Source organism: Pseudomonas sp. A-R-19 (assembly GCF_019956575.1).
GTDB lineage: Bacteria > Pseudomonadota > Gammaproteobacteria > Pseudomonadales > Pseudomonadaceae > Aquipseudomonas.
The window spans coordinates 22,671-40,330 of the sequence record NZ_JAHBDR010000058.1; the positions used below are offsets into that span (position 1 = coordinate 22,671).

General features: G+C 60.2%; 12 protein-coding genes. 1 reads left to right on the forward strand and 11 read right to left on the reverse strand.

The window, feature by feature from the left end; all coding sequences use genetic code 11:
- Positions 1-8 precede the first annotated feature (8 nt).
- The 11 genes from KGA88_RS15845 to yaaA all read right to left on the reverse strand — a co-directional run bounded on the left by KGA88_RS15845 (position 9) and on the right by yaaA (position 15,903).
- On the reverse strand, positions 9-1,184 hold the full coding sequence (locus tag KGA88_RS15845) for an alginate O-acetyltransferase (protein ID WP_223592460.1): 1,176 nt from the start codon (positions 1,182-1,184) through the stop codon (positions 9-11).
- Between the two features lie 11 nt (positions 1,185-1,195).
- A complete protein-coding gene (locus KGA88_RS15850; RefSeq protein ID WP_223592463.1) occupies positions 1,196-2,761 on the reverse strand; it encodes an MBOAT family O-acyltransferase in 1,566 nt (521 codons plus the stop codon).
- Between the two features lie 204 nt (positions 2,762-2,965).
- The gene (locus KGA88_RS15855; protein ID WP_110660346.1) at positions 2,966-4,087 is read right to left on the reverse strand and encodes a mannuronate-specific alginate lyase; all 1,122 of its coding nucleotides are present in this window, start codon (positions 4,085-4,087) and stop codon (positions 2,966-2,968) included.
- An 8-nt stretch (positions 4,088-4,095) separates the two neighbouring features.
- A complete protein-coding gene (locus tag KGA88_RS15860; protein WP_110660347.1) occupies positions 4,096-5,544 on the reverse strand; it encodes an alginate O-acetyltransferase in 1,449 nt (482 codons plus the stop codon).
- Between the two features lie 10 nt (positions 5,545-5,554).
- Complete coding sequence (gene algG / locus KGA88_RS15865) at positions 5,555-7,129, reverse strand: mannuronan 5-epimerase AlgG (protein WP_110660348.1); 1,575 nt, start codon at positions 7,127-7,129, stop codon at positions 5,555-5,557.
- Between the two features lie 26 nt (positions 7,130-7,155).
- Positions 7,156-8,640: an alginate export family protein gene (locus KGA88_RS15870; RefSeq protein WP_110660349.1), complete on the reverse strand. Its 1,485-nt coding sequence runs from the start codon at positions 8,638-8,640 to the stop codon at positions 7,156-7,158.
- Positions 8,637-10,142 (reverse strand): alginate biosynthesis TPR repeat lipoprotein AlgK, encoded by a 1,506-nt coding sequence (gene algK, locus KGA88_RS15875; protein WP_223592513.1) that lies wholly within the window; start codon positions 10,140-10,142, stop codon positions 8,637-8,639. The genes KGA88_RS15870 and algK overlap by 4 nt, the downstream gene beginning before the upstream one ends.
- 15 nt (positions 10,143-10,157) lie before the next feature.
- Positions 10,158-11,327: an alginate biosynthesis protein Alg44 gene (locus KGA88_RS15880; protein WP_110660351.1), complete on the reverse strand. Its 1,170-nt coding sequence runs from the start codon at positions 11,325-11,327 to the stop codon at positions 10,158-10,160.
- 35 nt (positions 11,328-11,362) lie between these two features.
- Positions 11,363-12,844 (reverse strand): mannuronan synthase, encoded by a 1,482-nt coding sequence (gene alg8 / locus KGA88_RS15885; RefSeq protein ID WP_411740851.1) that lies wholly within the window; start codon positions 12,842-12,844, stop codon positions 11,363-11,365.
- Between the two features lie 151 nt (positions 12,845-12,995).
- Complete coding sequence (locus KGA88_RS15895; protein WP_110662492.1) at positions 12,996-14,312, reverse strand: nucleotide sugar dehydrogenase; 1,317 nt, start codon at positions 14,310-14,312, stop codon at positions 12,996-12,998.
- 811 nt (positions 14,313-15,123) lie between these two features.
- Positions 15,124-15,903, reverse strand: coding sequence for a peroxide stress protein YaaA (gene yaaA, locus KGA88_RS15900; protein WP_057713390.1), 780 nt, complete (start codon positions 15,901-15,903; stop codon positions 15,124-15,126).
- 307 nt (positions 15,904-16,210) lie between these two features.
- Here yaaA and KGA88_RS15905 point away from each other — a divergent pair, with 307 nt between their 5' ends.
- Entirely contained in the window at positions 16,211-17,335 is a 1,125-nt protein-coding gene (locus tag KGA88_RS15905) for a polysaccharide deacetylase family protein (protein ID WP_223592522.1), read from the forward strand.
- Positions 17,336-17,660 lie beyond the last annotated feature (325 nt).

A 17,660-nucleotide genomic window follows, 5' to 3' on the forward strand; every position in this document is an offset into this window, starting at 1 on the left:
CCTCTCTTTCAGTTTTGCGCCCGGTCGGGCGTCTCGGATTTGTTGTTGATGGCTACGTTTTGTTGGCGGGCGCCGGCTTGTTTAAGCTCTGCGACCCACTGCGGGTCGGCGTCGCCGATTTCGTTGTTCACAGGCAGATATCGTTCAGGGAACTCCCAGATCAGCACCTGTGGCGGGCTGTTCTTGAAAGCATCGCTTTTCAGGTAGCTGAGCATCGGCAGGATCGGGCCGTGGCCGTCTTCGGCGTAATTGACCACGTCGCTGTGCAGTGCTTGTTTCAGTGCGCCGACAAAATTCCAGTTGGGGTTGGCGCTGTAGCTGGTGCCGATCAGGGCCACCGGCACTTCGGTGTTGGCGAACAGGGCGTCGTCACCGGCTGGCTGGTCATCCGCTGCCACGGTGTTGCGCTTCTGCAAGGGTTCTGCCTTGGGCATCAGGTTTTCGAACAGCGGGTCCAGTGGCAGGAACAGACGCAGGTCGCCCTTGTGCGTGACGGTTTCTGCAGGTTCAGTGACGAAGCGCTGTGGCTCGCCACTCAACGGGTACTTGTCGGCGATGGTCTTGGCCAGACGGTTGGCGGCGATCTCGGCGCCTTCCGGGGTCCAGTGGGTGTCCGTGCGCAGGAACACTTGCTGGCCATTCTGCTTGGCCTGTTGCAGCGGGCCGAGCAGGTCAGGGGCCGGAATCCGGTCGGCGGCCAGGCGCTGGTGGAAGTCCTGGTAGAGGTTGGCGTGAATGCTCGCCGGTTTCACTTCACCGAGGTGTTCCGGGTACAGGCGCACCTTGGCCGGCACCACTGCCATCACCAGTTGTACGCCTTTGGCTTTCAGCGTTTGGCGCACGCCTTCGACCAGCGCGTAGTTGCCTTGCAGGTTCAACTCTTCGTTGACCACCGGGTGGAATTCTTCATCGCTGTACAACCACTGGTCGCGGCCGAGCACCACGCCCGGACGACCTTCGTTGAACAGTTTGAAATCCAGCGCGGCCCAGAGATTGGTGCCCAGGCGCTTGATCGGGAACTCGTCGTCGTAGTGCGTTTCCACTGCCTTGGTCCAGCGACCGTTGAGCACGGTCGCATCGGCGTTGGTGCTGAAGCCGAAGAAGCTGCGCACCGACCACAGACCGAGCACCAGCAGGGTCACCAGGAACAGCGCGATGTAGAAGATGCGTAATGAGCGGGTCATGGTCAGATCCCTCAGAACTGGAAGTAAAGGAACGGCGAGAAGCTTTGCGCCGAAAGTTTGAGAATCGAGGCGATGAACAGCAGCAGCACCAGCGCGCGCATTGCGTAACGCGACCAGTCAGCGGTCCAGTAGGCCGGTTGCACCTGGGCGTCGACGCCGACGGTGTAGCCAGGCTGGTGGATGTTCGCCGGGTTATCCCCAGGCACGGCCTTGATCGTTCCCGCTGTAGCGGCGGCCGGGCCATCGCTGTCGACGTTCACCGCAGGCTTGGTCTTCACCGGAGGCTGATTGGTGTAGAAGTCACGGATGCCGAAGAACGCCAGGGTCACGTAGGCCACGATCAGCGTCGCCACTTGCAGACCGGTGAGGCTGGCCTGGTTGAGCTCCGACAGCGACCATTCGCCGAAGCTGAACATCGCGCCGTACATGCGCCCGGCGACGTGCAGGTTCTCTGCGCGGAAGATCACCCAGCCCATCACCACCAGCAGGAAGGTCAGGGCCCAGCGGATCGGGTTGATGCTGCGTGGCGAAGTGTTCAGGCCCAGGGCCTTTTCAATCGCCAGCCACATACCGTGCCACGCACCCCAGACGATGTAGGTGATGTTCGCGCCGTGCCACAGACCACCGAGCAGCATGGTCAGGAACAGGTTGCGATAGGTCATCAGCGTGCCTTTGCGGTTACCGCCCAGGGTGATGTACAGATAGTCACGCAGCCAGGTCGACAGGCTGATGTGCCAGCGCCGCCAGAACTCGGTGATCGATTGGCTGATGTACGGCTGCTTGAAGTTTTCCATGAAGCGGAAACCCATCATCAGGCCCAGGCCGATGGCCATGTCGCTGTAGCCGGAGAAGTCGAAATACAGCTGCGCGGTGTAGGCCAGCGCGCCGAGCCAGGCATCGCCCGTGGTCGGGTTTTGCAGGGCGAAGCAATGGTCGGCCACCACCGCCAGGGTGTCGGCGATGAAGACTTTCTTGATGAAACCCTGCATGAACCGCGTGCAACCCTCGGAGAACTTGTCGAGGGTGTGGGTGCGGTTGTTGAACTGGTCGGCCAGGTCGCGGAAACGCAACACGGGGCCGGCGATCAAGTGCGGGAAGATCGCCACGAACGCCGCGAAGTCGATCAGGTTGCGGGTTGCCGGGGTGTCGCCACGGTAGACGTCGATGATGTAGCTGATGGACTCGAAGATGTAGAACGAGATACCGATCGGCAGCAGCACGTGGGTCAGGATGAACGGCGAAAGACCCACCGACGTCATCATCGCGTTGATGCTGTCGACACCGAAGTTGGCGTACTTGAAGTAGCCGAGGATGCACAGGTCGACGGCCACGCCGAGCAGCAGCCAGCGCTGCGCCGGTTTGGTCCGCACGCCTGCGGCGCCGACTTTCAGGCCGATCCAGTAGTTCCACAGCGTGACCGCCGCGAACAATGCGAGGAAGTCCACACGCCACCAGGCGTAGAACACGTAGCTGGCAATCAGCAGCAGCAAATTGCGATAGCGTTGCCCGCTCAGGTAGTACAAGCCGAGGAAGATCGGCAAGAACAAAAACAGGAACACGTTGGACGAAAAAACCATCCCGATCTCTCCTTGTTTGAACCAACAGTCAAGGGCCAACGGCCCCCCCAAACCCCCCACAGAAACTGGGGGATGTCTTGCATTCAAAGCCACCGCGATCCCTTGTAGGAGCCGGCTTGCTGGCGAAGGCGGCAGATCAGTCGACTTCGATGGTGAATGTCATACCGCCATCGCCAGCAAGCCGGCTCCTACAAAGGTTATGCGTTATGAACCCTTGCCCTTTTCATTGGCCGGGTCGTAGACCTTGGTCAGGTCACCGCCGAGGCGGAAGGTCTTGAAGGGTTGCATCTTGTGCTTCTGCGCCAGCACCTCGGGCGTGCAGGTGTAGAGCGAGCAGAACGGTTCGAGCCAGGCGAATTTCATGTCCTCCTTCAGGTCGGTCATGTCTTGTTCCTTGCCGTTCTTTTTCTCGAACTCGTCAGGGTCTTTCACCCCCGACAGCACCCGGTCACCGAGGCGTTTGAGTGCGCCATTGTTTTCCTGGCGCAGATCCACGCCGTTGACCTGGGCGAAACTGGCGATCATCGCCAGCGGCGGCAGGGCGTAGTTGTGGTAGGCCAGCGCCCGTTGCTGACGCTTGAGTTCGTTGGGCAGGTAGCCGTCGGCGTCGATCTGGTTGGCGCCGACCTTGTATTCCTTCACCGCCCAGTCGAACAGGTCGCGGCGGTTGGTGGCGACGGAAGTGGCCATCACCGACCACGCAGCCCAGTACGAGTGGTTGTTGGTCTGGTCGAGCGGCAGGTTGTCCCAGTCGCTGACCACCTGGTCGGCCATCTTGCTGAACCAGGCTTCGATCAACTGGGCTTGCTGTTGATGGGTGGCCAGCGGGTGGGAGTCGGAAAACTTCAGGCGGATGTACGCCGAAGCCATGCTGCCCAGCGCCCATTTGCGCATCGACTTGCCGGTGTGGTTGAAGTCCTTGGACATCAGCGCGTCGGCCTGGGCCCAGGCCGTGAGCCAGTTCAACGTACACTCAAGCTGCTCCGGACGACCGTCACGCATGAACTGCATCACGCGCTTGCTGGTGCCGCGCTCGATCTTGGTGATGTCGGCGGTGCTGTCGCGGAAGGCTTTTTCCGACTGCACGTTCAGGGTCGCGCGGGCCTTGTCGGAACCTTCGTACTTGCTGCGAAATTGCAACGAGCCGGTGTACGGCGTCGGCATCGCATCGCAGCCTTCGCTCTTGTCGCCCGTCTTGAATTTATCCACAGGTGCAAAATAGCCCTGGGGTGGGCGCAGTGGCGCAGCCGCTTGCGTGGCTCCGGCGAACATCGCCAGGCTCAGGAGCGTGGGTGCCAACAGTGTTGAAAATTTCGGATAGCGCATAGCAGACCTCATTGCCCGACCGAAGCAGTACGCTGCTCGGCGCCCGGGAATACGTTGCGTTTGCAAATTTTCGCTTCGACTTTCTGAGGCGCGGCACCGGCTTCGGGGCCCTGGACTTCAACGGCCAGCAGGTTCTGCGAAGCCCAGTCTTCGTCCGTGCGCAACTCGAAAGCGAAACGCCCGTCAGTCTCGGAGGTTTCCGGTTTGTCGATCTTGATGTCCTCGTGGCGACCGTTCATGTACCAGAGGGTGGCTTGCAGGGTTTTCACCGAGGTGTCGGCGAAGCGGATGTCGACCTGGTGGCTGCTGTTGCGCAGGTCCATGTTCTTGCTGTTGACCATCAACTCGTTTTTGCCCGGCTTGAGCGTGGCGCTACCGGACATCTGCGCATCCTTGCCTTCGCAACCGTTGTCCAGCAGCGCCATCATCTGGCGGTAGATGGTTTCCTGGTCGAGGCGGTACAGCGGCGAGAATTCCCAGATGAGAATCTTCGGCGGGTTCTTCTGGAACTCGTCGCTGCCCAGGTACTGCAGCATCGAACCTTCCAGGCCGCCGCCGGGGAATGCCACGTTGAGGATGTCGGCGCCGATGGCCTCTTCGAGGAATCCGGCGAAGTTGTAGTTCTTGCCACTGTGGGACGTGCCCACCAGGGTGATCTGCGGGTTGCCGGAGTCGCCGAACAAATCGCCATCGCCCGCTTCGCCCTTCGGCTCGGTGGTGAATTGATCCATGTACTGGATCGCGTAGCTGGTGCCACAGAGTTGACCGGCCATGTTGTGCAAGGTTCCGGTCTTGCCCATGCGCCCTGACTTTTTGGTCTCGAATTCGCGCTTGGGAATGTCGGCGAATTCAGGCAATTGCTTGACCTTCTCGGCGACGATTTTCGCCGTGCGCTGGGCGCCGTACGGGGTCCAGTGCTGGTCGCCACGGAAGTAGAAATCGTGGGCGGGCAGGGTGTCGGGCAACGACTCGTTGGTCAGCGGCGACAGGTCCGGAACGACGTAGCCCATCTGCGCGAAACGACCGAGCATGGTCTTGTAGTTTTTCAGTGCCTTGTCGAAGTCGAAGCTGGCCTTCTCCGCCGGATTGAGCTTGTTGCGGTTCACCAGGCCACGGGTTGGCTGGTACACGACAACCAGTTCCACGCCTTTGCTCTTGAACGCATCGTGCAGTTGTTTCATGCGTTTGTAGCCGGCGGGCGTGGTGTCGAATTCGGTGCGCAAATCCTCTTGCGTACGGAACAGCCAGTCGCCTTGGGCCTGCACCAGCGTGGTGAAGTTCTGCTGATAGCGGGTGGTGTAGTTCTTTGCGTCGTGGGCGGCCGGGCACAGGCTGCAGCACGGTTCGGCAGAGAATTTTGGTGCCTGGATTTCATCGGCACGCGCACCACCGCTGGCCGCGAGAATGCCGGCGGTCAGGGCCGACAGGCTGAGTAATTTGATCAAGTGTGGGTGCATAAAATTATCCTCAGTCCCGCATTTCGGTCTGGCGTTCGACAGGGTCGATCAGCACGGCTTTCTGCTGGCGCACCAGCAGGTCGAGAATTTCATCCTGACGTTCGCCAAGGATGCCGGTGAAGCTGATGCCGCTGGATTTGGTCGGTGCGAGCATCGACACGCGATACAACTCGACACTCAGCGGCGAGTCGATGGACAGCGGTCCGCTGCCGTTGGCCGCGAGCTCACCGCCGACCACGATCAGCGACACCTGGGCGTCGAACGGGTCGAGCTTGATGTCGCGGTCGGTGTTGCTCAGGTCCTTGATGTGGCCGTAGACACCGGTCAGGCCGTTGGCCATGGCGACGTTTTCGTAGAGGCGAATGTTCACGCTGTTACGAATGCGGATGCCGTGGCGGCGGTTGCTCAAGACCTTATTGCCCCACAACAGGTTGTCGGCACTCTCGTAGAGGGTGATGCCGTCGGTGTGGTTCTGGTAGATCTCGTTGTGGGCGATCAGGTTGTTGACGCTATTACGGTCGATCACCAGGCCCGAGAGGTGGTTGTCGTAGCTGCGGTTGTTGAAGATGAAGCTGTCGTTGACCTCACGGGAAATAATGATCCCGTGCTTCTTCTTGGTCCCGTACACCGTGTTGTCGGCAATGATCAGGCCGTGGGAGCGGTCGTGCGGGTCGATGCCGTAGACGATGTTGTCTTTGTAGGTGTTGCCCTTGACCACGAAGTCGCGGGTTTCATAGCAGTAGAAGCCGTACCACATGTCCGAGAATTCCGAGCCGACGATCCAGCCGGTCGGCTCAGGACGCTTGAGCACCTTGGCCATGTTCGGCGTGTACTGGGAAATACTCACGCCATAGGACTTACTGTTGGCGTAGCCGAAACTGGCGATCTTGCTGTTGGCGATGTAGGTCTCGGTGCCGCCCCAGGACAGCAGGAACGGACGGAATTCCTTGGGCGAATTGAACGTCGCCGGGCCGTTGTCCTTCTCGCGCCAGCCGGTGATTTTGGTGTCACGCACGAACAGCTGGCCGTCGTTGACCAGGAACGCACCGCCCTCCTGGGACAGGCGCAGTTCCTGGGTCTGCTTGTCGATTTCGAGGATGCCGTGACGACCGACCACGATCGGCAACCGGGAAAGGAACACCCCCGGCGAGGTTTCGCTGAAGTACTGCTTGGGAACCTTTTTCGCCAGGTCCTTGAGGTTCATGTAGCCGTCGTCGACGAAGATCGCCTGCGGGATACCGTGCTGACGCACCACCCACTCGGCCATCTTGTTGTCGCCACCGATGAAGTCCTTCAGGGCGTCTTCCTGCATCATCCGGCGCAGGCTGATCTTGCCCGGTTTGCTGCGCACGATTTTCGCGGCGATGGCTTCGGCGGTGTAGCCGGAAACGTCCGGCAGTTTCGGCGTGGCCAGTTCCAGCGGCGCGGTTGGTGCGCTGCTGACGGTGTAGGTCTTGGCCTGTTGCAGTTCCTTGGCCACGGTCGCAGGCTTCGCCGGCTCCACATTGGCGAAGGCAGTCGCGCTGGCCAGCAGCATCGCGCCGGCCAACAGGCTGATCGAGCCTTTTCGGGCTGGATGATTCATCTGGGAGACTCCCTTCGCAATGTGCATCAGAAGCGCCAGATCACGTCGATGAACGCGCGGTGCATGTACGAATCGACTTCCTTGCCGTACGCATCGCCTGGCTTGAACACGCCGCCACGGAAGCGCACCAGGGCCGAAGGCTCATCGATTGCCTGGCTCATCGAAGCGGGCAACAAGCCTTGCTTGAAGTACTTGGTGACCACCAGGTCCATTTCCTGACCGAGGTCTTTCTCGCCATCGTTCAGCGGCAGCGAAGTGCTGGAGAGGATCGCGCCGGTGACGTCGTCGGTGTTGTTCTCGACGGCGTTGATGCCGTTGCTGCCGACCGGCTTGTTGCCGTCGACACGCCAGAATTTGTGGTAGATCAGGCTGGCGTCGTATTCGTCGTTGAGCATCCACGAACCGAACAGGGTGGCGGTCTGCATGTTGTTCATTTCGCCACGGAAGGCTTCGCCGAAACGGTGCACTCGCGAGCGGGTGCCGGTGTAGTTCGAGCGGTTGCTTTCCAGGCCGTTCTGTTCGTACTCGGCGCTGGCGCGAGCATAGGCGGCACCGACTTGCCATTGCGGATCGAGGCGCAAACGCACGCCGACATCGGTGGCCCAGCCGTTGAGGTCTTCACCGCGCTTGGCTTCGGTTGGCGACGTGCCATCGGCGTTCAGCGGGTTGACCTTGTCGATGTCGCCGCTCATGCCGGTGATGCTGCCCCAGTAGTTGACGGTGTTGGTATTGCGCCAGTTATAGGCGTCGCTGTCGGCGGTCAGGCCGAGCCAGCTGATGTCGCCGTTCTGTTTCTTGTCCAGCGAATCGGTCGGCACACCCGGCTCCGGGTAGTCGAGCTTGCCGTTGTCATGGGTGTGATGACCGCGAATGCCGACCCAGTTGCCCGGGGTCCACTGGTACGCGGCATCGGCGTAGGCGTGCAGGCGATCCTTGTCTTGTGGCGACAGCTCCTTGAGGTCGGTACGGTATTCGCTGAAGCGTTCGGCGATACCGACGTTGGCGCGCAGCAGGGTGGTGTCGAAGGTCCAGTTCAGGGCTTCGATGTTGGTGTCGCGCCACTGGCCGTCGTCGTTGCGCAGGCGCTGGCGACCGAGCTTCAGGACCTCGCCAGGGTAAGGCGTGAAGCCGCTGTAGCCGACCCAGAACTCACGCATGGCCAGGTAGTTTTTCTTGGTTTCGCGATCACCGTTGTCGGTGTTCTCGGCGCCGTCGGATTGTTGCAGGGTGTCGGTCTCGATGATGTCGGTGGACGTCACCGCCTGACCCATGGCGTAGGCGCTCCACGCGCCGCTTTCGCCGTAGACCCACGGACGCAGGTCCAGGCCGACGCCGTTGACGTCGCCACCGGGCGCGGTGCCGAGATCGCGGTCGTCTTCGGATTGGCCGGTGATTTTCACGTCCAGGCCGAAGTTCTTGGTTTCTTCAGTCATCGCAGCAAGCGTCGGGCAAGACCAGATCAGCGCGAATGTCAGGCCGATGCCGGCCTTCATGAATGGATTCAACTTCATTTCGATTCCTCGCTGGCTTCTTCTTGCAGGGCATTCAGCTCCGGCGTGTTCGGGCTCAGGGCTCCGCGCACGGCCTGTTCTTGTTTCAACAGGCGTTGGGCTTCGGCCAACCGCTCGGGCGGCAGTTGCGTTTGGATGGTTTGCGCGAGCTCGGTGGCTTGCGGAGTGTTCTGGGCCAGGGCCAATTGGCTGAAGACGTAGGCATTCAGCGGATCAGGCTTGGTGCCCTTGCCTTGGGAAAACAGCTGGGCGATGGCGAAGTCGGCGCTGTTCTGGCCGTTGCGCGCAGCGGTCAACAGATGGTCGAGGGCCTTCTGCGGATAGACCTTGCCCAGGTAGCCACGGCGATAGATCTGGCCGAGGTAGTAATCGGCAGCGACTTCGCGACCGACGGCTTTCTGGAAATGCTCCTCGGCGACCTTGGCGTCGGCCGGTACCAGCTTGCCTTCGAAGTAGAGTTTGCCCAGCAACAGTTCGGCGCGGGGCTGGTCGGCGGCGCGGCCGTTGTCCAGGTACTTCATCATCTGGTCGACGTCACCCAGTTCGGGGAAGTCGTAGAGCAGTTGCGCGAGGCTGACCCACGAGGCTGGATAGCCCGGTGCGATCGGTTCGAGCAGTGACTGCGCGGTTTTCTCGTCGGTCTTGCCCAGGGACGAGTCGGCGAGCACGCGGGCGACGCTGTCCACACGTTGTGCCGACACGCTGCCGCGAGCGTGAGCTGCTTGCATCTGCTTGATCAGCTCGGCCTGTTGCTCTGGCTTGGCCTGTTTCTGATAGACCGTGGCCAGTTCGACGTAGCAGATGTCGCTGGTGTTGAGCGCGGCCTTGCAGATTTTTTCCACGTCATCCAGGTGCTGGTCGTAGGTGCCCTGGGTACGGTAGAGCAGCACTTGTGCCAGGCCGGCTTCCGGTTTGTTCTCGGCACGCCATTGGCTGATCTGTTGCTGCGCATTCACGTTCGGGAAGCTGTGCGGGTATTGCAGGTACAGCATCGCCAGCGGGATCAGCGTGTTGCCTTCGCCCGCGGCGGCGGCTTTTTTCAACAGGGTTTCTGCTTCGTGCTGCTCGGCTTCGGTGGAGCCGGGCTTGGCCACCAGCAAGCGACCGAGGCGTGCCTGGGCGCGCGGCGAAACGCTGGCCGCGGCGCGGTAGGTCGCCTCGGCCTGTTTCATCTGCGCCGGGTCACGGCTGTCGACCTGGATGTCAGCCAGACCGACCTGGGCTTCGCTGTAGCCCAGGTCTGCCAGTTGCCGGTAGTTCGCCGCAGCGGTGGCGGTGTCGCCACGCTTGAGCGCTTCGTTGGCCAGGCGCTGGTCGGGCAGGCCGGCGCAACCGGCCAGGCTTACCGCCAATGCCACTGCACACAGAGACCCCATGTGGGAGCGGGCTTGCTCGCGAAAGCGGTGTGTCAGCAAGCATTTATTCTGAATGTTCAACCGCATTCGCGAGCAAGCCCGCTCCCACAGGGGGTGTGGTGTGTTCAGAAAATTTGGAGTAGTCACAGGCATGTCCTCGACTTAAAGACCGACAGCCATGGCTTTGTCGATCAGCCAGTTCAGGTTCGGGCCACGGTCGCTGCTCACTTCCACCGGGCGGCCGGCGAGGGAGCTGTCCAGGGTTTCGTCCGGCTGGATCAGCACGCGGATGTCGGAGGACAGGTCGGCGCTTTTCAGGCTGGTGCTGCTGACGATCTTGCCGGTGCGGCTCTGGTCTTCGCCGGCGATCTGGAAGCGCACCGAAGTGCCTGGGCGTACGTCGCCGAACTGGCGATAGGAGAAGCGCGCTTCAACGTTGGCTTCGCTGTTGCGTGGCACCAGTTGGAAGATCACGTCGCCCTTGCTGGCGTACTGACCGTTGGCGACCATTTGCTGGGCCACGGTGCAGTCGCAAGGCGAGGTCAGGGTGCCGGTCATCTGCTTGCCGAACAGTTCTTCAACCTTGGCCGGTTGCAGCTGGTCTTCGTCCAGATGGCCCTTGAGCACATCGAGCATGCTGGTGCTGAAGGTCGCCAGCGGTGCGCCTTTGGCGGCCACGCCGTCGGTTTTCACCAGGCTTTGCACGGTGCCGTCGCGGGGCATGGTGATGTTCACGCCCGGCACGCTGACCAGACCGGCCTGGGCGTGGCTGACGAAGTACATGCCGTAAACGGATTTGAAAACAAAGCCGAATGCAGCCAGGCCGACAACGAAGACACCCAGGCTGAAGGTCACGGCCTTCATGCGACCGAACGCGGACATGCCGTGGCCGCCGTCCTTGACCTTGCGCGCCTTGGTGAAGTTGTCGCGCTGCAGGGTCGCCAGCATTTCACCCACGCTGACGATGTCACCGGCCAGGTGCGAAGTGATCAGGTGGCGCAGGGTCGAGATGTCCCGTGGTTCCAGGTTCTGGAACTGGCAGCCAGCGCGTCCGGTCTCGCGGTCGAAGGAGCGGACCTGCAACTCGACGTCCATGGCCAGGCCGAGGTTGTCGATGACGAATTGCAGACGAGCCTTGTACACGTCACCGATCTTCAGCGGCAACTGACCGGCGTTGAACGCCAGGCCGCCGGCGGACAGGTCGATCACCCGGGCTTCGACCGGTGTCCGGTCGGGGCCGAAGAAACGCAGCTTGGCCGGGATTTTCACGCGGGCGTGTTGGCGCTGGGCTTCGGATTCATGCACTACGTTGGCGTTGACGGCGGTATTCATAAGGGCGTTTTCCTAGTTAATTCAGGCGAGTCAGGTCAGACCATCAACAGCAGCACGGCGACAAAAATGCTGCCGGCAGAGAAGGTCATGGTCCGAGACGACCAGGTGTTGAACCAACGTTGAAAGCTGGCGAGATCACGGGTCAGAGAGGTGGGCTGGCGAGTCCAGGACTGTTGGTCGAGGCGGAAGAACACGTAGATCTTCACCAGCGCGCCGACGATCTGGTTGTAATAGAGAATCGCCGGGTAGGCCGGGCCGATCCGGTGTCCGGAGCACGACAACAACAAGGTCAGGATGAAGCGGGTGATGCCGATCCACAGCAGGTAAACCAGGATGAACGCGGTGCCGTACTTGAAGCTGGCGATCAGTGCCACGGTCAGGCCCAGCAGCGAGGTCCACATCGACACACGCTGGTCGAACAGCACCACCGAAGTGAACACGCCGAGGCGTTTGATCCCCAGGCCCAGGGCGCGGGAGTTCTGCCGCAGGTTGTTGCCGTACCAGCGGAACATCAGCTTGCGACTGGCCTTGATGAAGCTCTTTTCCGGCGGGTGTTCAACGGTGTTGATCGCCGCGTCGGGCACGTAGAACGTGTCGTAGCCCAGGCGCATCAGGCTGAACCAGCTCGACTTGTCGTCGCCGGTAAGGAACTTGAAGCGACCCAGGCGCCAGTGTTGCAGCGAGTCGCTTTCCACGTCGGCGATGAATTCCGGGTTGGTGACCACGGTGGCACGGAACACCGACATGCGCCCGGTCATGGTCAGCACGCGCTTGGACAGGGCCATCGAGCACATGTTGATGTGACGCTGGGCGAAACGCAGCTTGTGCCATTCGCTCATGATGTAGCCGCCGCGCACTTCGCAGAACTCGTTGGTGGTCAGGCCGCCGACGTTGCCGAACAGCTGGAACCACGGCACGGTCTTGCGCACCGTGCCTTCGCCGAGCACGGTGTCGCCATCGATCACCGCAACCACGGCGCGATCATCCGGCAGGTGCCGGGAGATGGCGCGGAAGCCATAGGCCAGGCCATCGCGTTTGCCCGTGCCGGGAATGCGCACGAAGTCGAGCTTGACCCGGGACGGCGGATTCATCCGGTTCCACAGGCTCTTGACCAGCAGCTCATCGGACATTTCCACGATGGAGCAGACCACGGTGGTCGGCAGGCCGCAGTCGATGGCCTCGCGGATCACCGAGCTGTAGACCTGTGCGGTGGTCAGCGCGTCGATACGAAAGCTGGTGACCATCAGGAACACGTGGGACGGGTCAGCCGCCTTGCCCAGCTTGCGCACTTTGCGCCGCAGGTGCGGGTAGACGATGTAGAGAAAAATCATGCCGCGCACAAAGTGTGTGGCACCCATCGAGTAGCGCCAGATACCCACGGCGCCAATCAGGAAAATGAAGTCTTTCGACTCGGAGTCGAACGTGGACACAGGCAACGCCATGGCGAGGCCCATCAGTAACGTCAGGTAGAACAGCCAACCGGCGGCCTGGAGTAGGCCGTGTTTTAGCCTGTGCATAATCTGCATCCGTCTAGATCTCGGGTTAACGCAGGCGTACAAACCTGTAGGAGCGAGCTTGCTCGCGATGGTCGCCAACGATGACGCTGGGTATCTGATACCCAGCGGTGTTCTCAGGTGCATCGCGAGCAAGCTCGCTCCTACAGGGGGCTTACCAGCAGATGCCTTCAGTCCGGCCAGCCACGCTGGTGGCTTTGGACATGAAGCCGACCAAGTCGATCACCTGCTTGCCGTGCGGAACGTTCTGCGCCAAGGCGCGGAATTTTTCGTCGCGGTTGCCTAGGATGATCACGTCGGAGTTGTTGATCACATCGTCGAAGTCAGCGTTAAGCAGCGACGAGACGTGAGGGATCTTCGACTCGATGTAGTCCTTGTTCGCGCCGTGAACGCGGGCGTACTCGACGTTGCTGTCGTAGATGCTCAGGTCGTAGCCCTTGCCGATCAGCATTTCCGCGAGGTCAACCAGCGGGCTTTCGCGCAGGTCGTCGGTGCCGGCCTTGAAGCTCAGGCCCAGCAGGGCGACTTTGCGTTTGTCGTGGCTGGAAACGATGTCGAAAGCGTTCTGCACCTGGGATTCGTTACTGCGCATCAGCGAGTTGAGCAACGGCGCTTCCACGTCCAGGGAACCGGCGCGGTAGGTCAGGGCACGCACGTCTTTTGGCAGGCACGAGCCGCCGAAGGCGAAGCCCGGGCGCATGTAGTACTGGGACAGGTTGAGGGTCTTGTCCTGGCAGACCACGTCCATCACTTCGCGACCGTCGACGCCGACCGCCTTGGCGATGTTGCCGATTTCGTTGGCGAAGGTGACCTTGGTGGCGTGCCACACGTTGCAGGTGTACTTGATCATCTCGGCGACCGCGATGTCCTTGCGGATGATCGGAGCGTCGAGCTCTTCGTACAGCGATTGCAGAACGTCGCCGGACGCTTTGTCGAACTCGCCGATGACGGTCATTGGCGGCTGGTCGTAGTCGGCGATGGCGGTGCTTTCGCGCAGGAACTCAGGGTTCACGGCTACGCCGAAATCAACACCGGCCTTCTTGCCGGAGCAGTCTTCGAGAATCGGGATGACCACGTTGGCCACGGTGCCCGGCAGTACGGTGCTGCGTACGACGATGGTGTGGCGGGTAGTCTTGTCACGCAGGACAAAACCGATTTCGCGGCACACGGCCTCGATGTAGTTCAGCTCCAGGTCGCCGTTCTTCTTGCTCGGTGTGCCCACGCAGATCATCGACAGGTCGGTGTCGCGAATCGCCTCGGCGAAGTTGGTGGTGCCGCGCAGACGACCGGTCTGGATGCCCTGGGCCAGAAGTTCGCCAAGGCCCGGTTCAACGATCGGCGATTTGCCGGCATTGATCATATCGATCTTGTCTTTGGCCACATCGACGCCAACGACGTCATGACCCCGTGCAGACAGGCAACCGGCACAGACTGCGCCGACGTAACCCAAACCAAAAATGCTGATGCGCATCGCAATTACCTCTGTATTGATCAAGCCATTAGATGGCCGGAGTTAATGGTGTTCAGCGTGTTTTAATGCACTCGAAAGTGCGCCTTGCAGGCGCAACAATGCCGTGTGCTGGCATATGAATTACGAGTGTCTAAATAAGTGCACTCAAGGGGTGCGCAACTAGGCCTTATAATTATAATTTGCCCTGTTATGCAGCCGATCCTCCTTTCAGGGGATGCTGGCGCAAAGGTATTACACGCCTGATGTCAGGCCGAAAGCCCGTGGATCAAGCGGTTTGGTGCTCGGGTGAGCACGTTTATAAGGGCGCTGCCGTGGCCTTGTAGGGGATAGTCATACCGCGTTATCTCCTGTCCGCTTGCTGTTGTCCAAATCAGTGATTAATCAGCGCAAGTTATTATTACAACTTGGCTACATGAATCGCTTATCTGCGTAAGTTATCTCGTACACGCTCGGCGAGAATCGTTACCGGTGGTATGAACGGCGCGTTTGGACATAGTTCCAGTCCATCCATCGCGAAATCTGAAATTTTTTGAAATATTGAGAAAGATGGCACTGCTCTCAAACTGATAGCACTTGCCGTTTCGCCCTTTATATATAGGCGGATAATTGGGGAGGATAGTTTTTTGCCACCACTGTTAAAAAAAATCAGTGCCACTACGCAAAAAAAAGATTGAAGTCGAGTGAAACTAAAGTTAGAAAACCGGGTGGTGTTTTTATGGCGCCATAAAAATGGCGAAAAGGCGGGGGAAGACTGAAGTGAGTCCAGGGTCGGCGCACGAAGGTTGTGGAGGTCGTGCGCCGACCAGATGCATCACTCTGGTGCGTGATCGCGCAGGAACACCAGATTGTCCGGTTTAGACTGCTCGGCGCTGTAGCGATAGCCTTGAACGTCGAATTGCTTGAGGGTCGCCGGATCGTTGATGCGTTCCTCGATGACGAAGCGGCTCATCAAGCCGCGGGCCTTTTTCGCGTAGAAGCTGATGATCTTGTACTGGCCGTTCTTCAGGTCCTTGAATTCGGTATTGATGATGCGCGCGTTCAAGGCGTTGCGTTTGACCGCCGAGAAATACTCGTTGGACGCCAGGTTGAGCAGCACGTCATCGCCCTGATCGACCAGGGCTTCGTTCAGCCATTCGCTGATGCGTGTGCCCCAGAAGGCATACAAATCCTTGCCCCGGGCGTTGGCCAGCTTGGTGCCCATCTCCAGGCGATAGGGTTGCATCAGGTCCAGCGGGCGCAGCAGGCCATACAGGCCCGAGAGCATGCGCAGGTGTTTTTGGGCGTAATCGAAATCGGCTTCGCTGAGGGTTTGCGCATTCATGCCGGTGTACACATCGCCCTTGAAGGCCAGCAGTGCCTGCTTGGCGTTTTCCGGGGTGAAGGCGGGTGTCCAGCTGCCGAAACGCGCGGCGTTGAGCCCGCCGATCTTGTCGGAAACGTGCATCAACTCGCTGATTTGCGCGGGCGTCAGCTCGCGCAATTGCAGGATCAACTCCTGGGAGTGGTCGAGGTACTGCGGCTGGGTGAAGCGCTGGGTCGCCGGCGGTGTTTCGTAGTCGAGGGTCTTGGCGGGTGAAATCACCATCAGCATGAAGTCGTCTCCTTTAATCGTGGCGGCGATTCTAGGGGGTTGTCTTCGTTGACTCCAGCTATCGCGTCCATAGGTGATGGCCGGTGGCATGCGGTTTTTGATGGGCGGGCTTTTGTGGCGAGGGGGCTTGCCCCCGTTCGGCCGCGGAGCGGTCGCAAAACCTCTTCCAGTGTTTTAGCTGAAGGAACGTCATTGCCGGATTTAGGGTCGCTTCGCAACCCAGCGGGGGCAAGCCCCCTCGCCACAGGAGTTTGGCGTGAAGCTATCAGCTATAGTGCCGCGCGGGTTTTGTTATGGAGACATCCCATTGCGTATCGCTTTTCTCATTTCGGTCTGGCTACTGAGCTTCGGCACCATCGCGGCACCGGGCGATGTGGCGACGCTTGATCGCGGCACCTGGCCGGAAAAACTCGGCAACCCGACGCTGTTCGACGTGGCGTCGAGGGCCGAGATCCTGATGTTTTCCAGTGTCCTGTTGGCCAGCGAATCGCTGGATGAACCCGCCCTGGCCCAGCGCCTGGGCCTGCGCACGATCAATCTGGAGTCGGTCAACCGGGTTCGCCAGCGCATGTGGCAACGGCTGCTGGCCAACTACAACTTCGCCCAACAGAGCTGCGACCAGGATGCCTCCTTCTGTTTTCTGGTCGAAGATATGCCCACCCTGCGTGAACAGGCTGGCAAGTTCCAGGTCAGTGCAGACAGCTACTACATCAAGTGGGCCGAGCCGAGCCGTGTGTTTCACAGCCAATACCTGGACGAGCAGTTACGCAAGGCCGCGCTGTTCCCGCAAACCAGCAGCGAAGTCGATCGTTTCGGTGACTATGAGCGCAGCGGCGACGAGATGCATGACCGGCTGTTTCTGCTGACTTTCGACAGTGCCGCCAACGCCGCGCCGGACAATACCGCCTGGGTCACCGAGTACCTGCGCAAGTCGAACATGAGCGCAACGTTCTTCGTCCTTGGCAAGGACATCCAGACCCGTTTGGCCGAGCATTCGGTGAGCGACCTGCAAGCGACCTACTCGACCCAGTGCATCGGTGTGCAAGGCTGGGAATTCCGCTCCCACAGCTATTGGCAGGGCTGGCAGGATTCGGTGCGCCGCAGCGCCGAACTGGTCAAAAGCAAGCTGCCGGAGAACTACGTGCCGCTGTTCCGCCCGCCGGATGGCCAGCGCCGTTCCGATGCCGAAAGCTTCTTCAAGACTCAGGGCTTGCAGGTAGCCTTGTGGGACATCGATGCCCAGGATGGCGCCGGCAAACTCAAGGGCAACCAGAGTGCGCAACGGGTGCTGACCTTGATGCTGCTGTGGCGGCATGGGGTGATCAATTTCAATGTGAAGCAGGATGGGGTGAAAACGGCGTTGCCGTGGCTGGTCACGCAAACGGCGCCGGCCGGCATCGGTTGGGAGGATTGCCAGGACGCGTTTCGCTGAAACGACAAAACCCCGTAAACATTGGGTTTTTGCCGATTTTGGCAGGGGATTCGTTGCAGGTGGACTTCCGACTTTAAACGGGTGATGGCAGTCCGCCAAGTGCTATTGGTCAATCTGAAAAATAAACTTCAAAAAAGCGTCAAAGTATTTTTTTTGTCACACGTTTTGGAGTATTACGAAGACAGACCGCCGAAACCTGCAACACAGGTGGCGTCTTCCAAGACCCCGCATGTAGGCAGAACACTTGAGTCCCCGCAGGTGTATTCGGCAGTCACTTCGAGGCGCAGCACCGCCAAGGTATTGCGTCGAATGGCTCCCACAAAGG

Bases quoted from the DNA above. Each gene is read 5' to 3' on its own strand.
- KGA88_RS15845 (WP_223592460.1), bottom strand. From the start codon at position 1,184: ATGACCCGCTCATTACGCATCTTCTACATCGCGCTGTTCCTGGTGACC.
- KGA88_RS15850 (WP_223592463.1), bottom strand. From the start codon at position 2,761: ATGGTTTTTTCGTCCAACGTGTTCCTGTTTTTGTTCTTGCCGATCTTC.
- KGA88_RS15855 (WP_110660346.1), bottom strand. From the start codon at position 4,087: ATGCGCTATCCGAAATTTTCAACACTGTTGGCACCCACGCTCCTGAGC.
- KGA88_RS15860 (WP_110660347.1), bottom strand. From the start codon at position 5,544: ATGCACCCACACTTGATCAAATTACTCAGCCTGTCGGCCCTGACCGCC.
- algG (WP_110660348.1), bottom strand. From the start codon at position 7,129: ATGAATCATCCAGCCCGAAAAGGCTCGATCAGCCTGTTGGCCGGCGCG.
- KGA88_RS15870 (WP_110660349.1), bottom strand. From the start codon at position 8,640: ATGAAGTTGAATCCATTCATGAAGGCCGGCATCGGCCTGACATTCGCG.
- KGA88_RS15880 (WP_110660351.1), bottom strand. From the start codon at position 11,327: ATGAATACCGCCGTCAACGCCAACGTAGTGCATGAATCCGAAGCCCAG.
- alg8 (WP_411740851.1), bottom strand. From the start codon at position 12,844: ATGCACAGGCTAAAACACGGCCTACTCCAGGCCGCCGGTTGGCTGTTC.
- KGA88_RS15895 (WP_110662492.1), bottom strand. From the start codon at position 14,312: ATGCGCATCAGCATTTTTGGTTTGGGTTACGTCGGCGCAGTCTGTGCC.
- yaaA (WP_057713390.1), bottom strand. From the start codon at position 15,903: ATGCTGATGGTGATTTCACCCGCCAAGACCCTCGACTACGAAACACCG.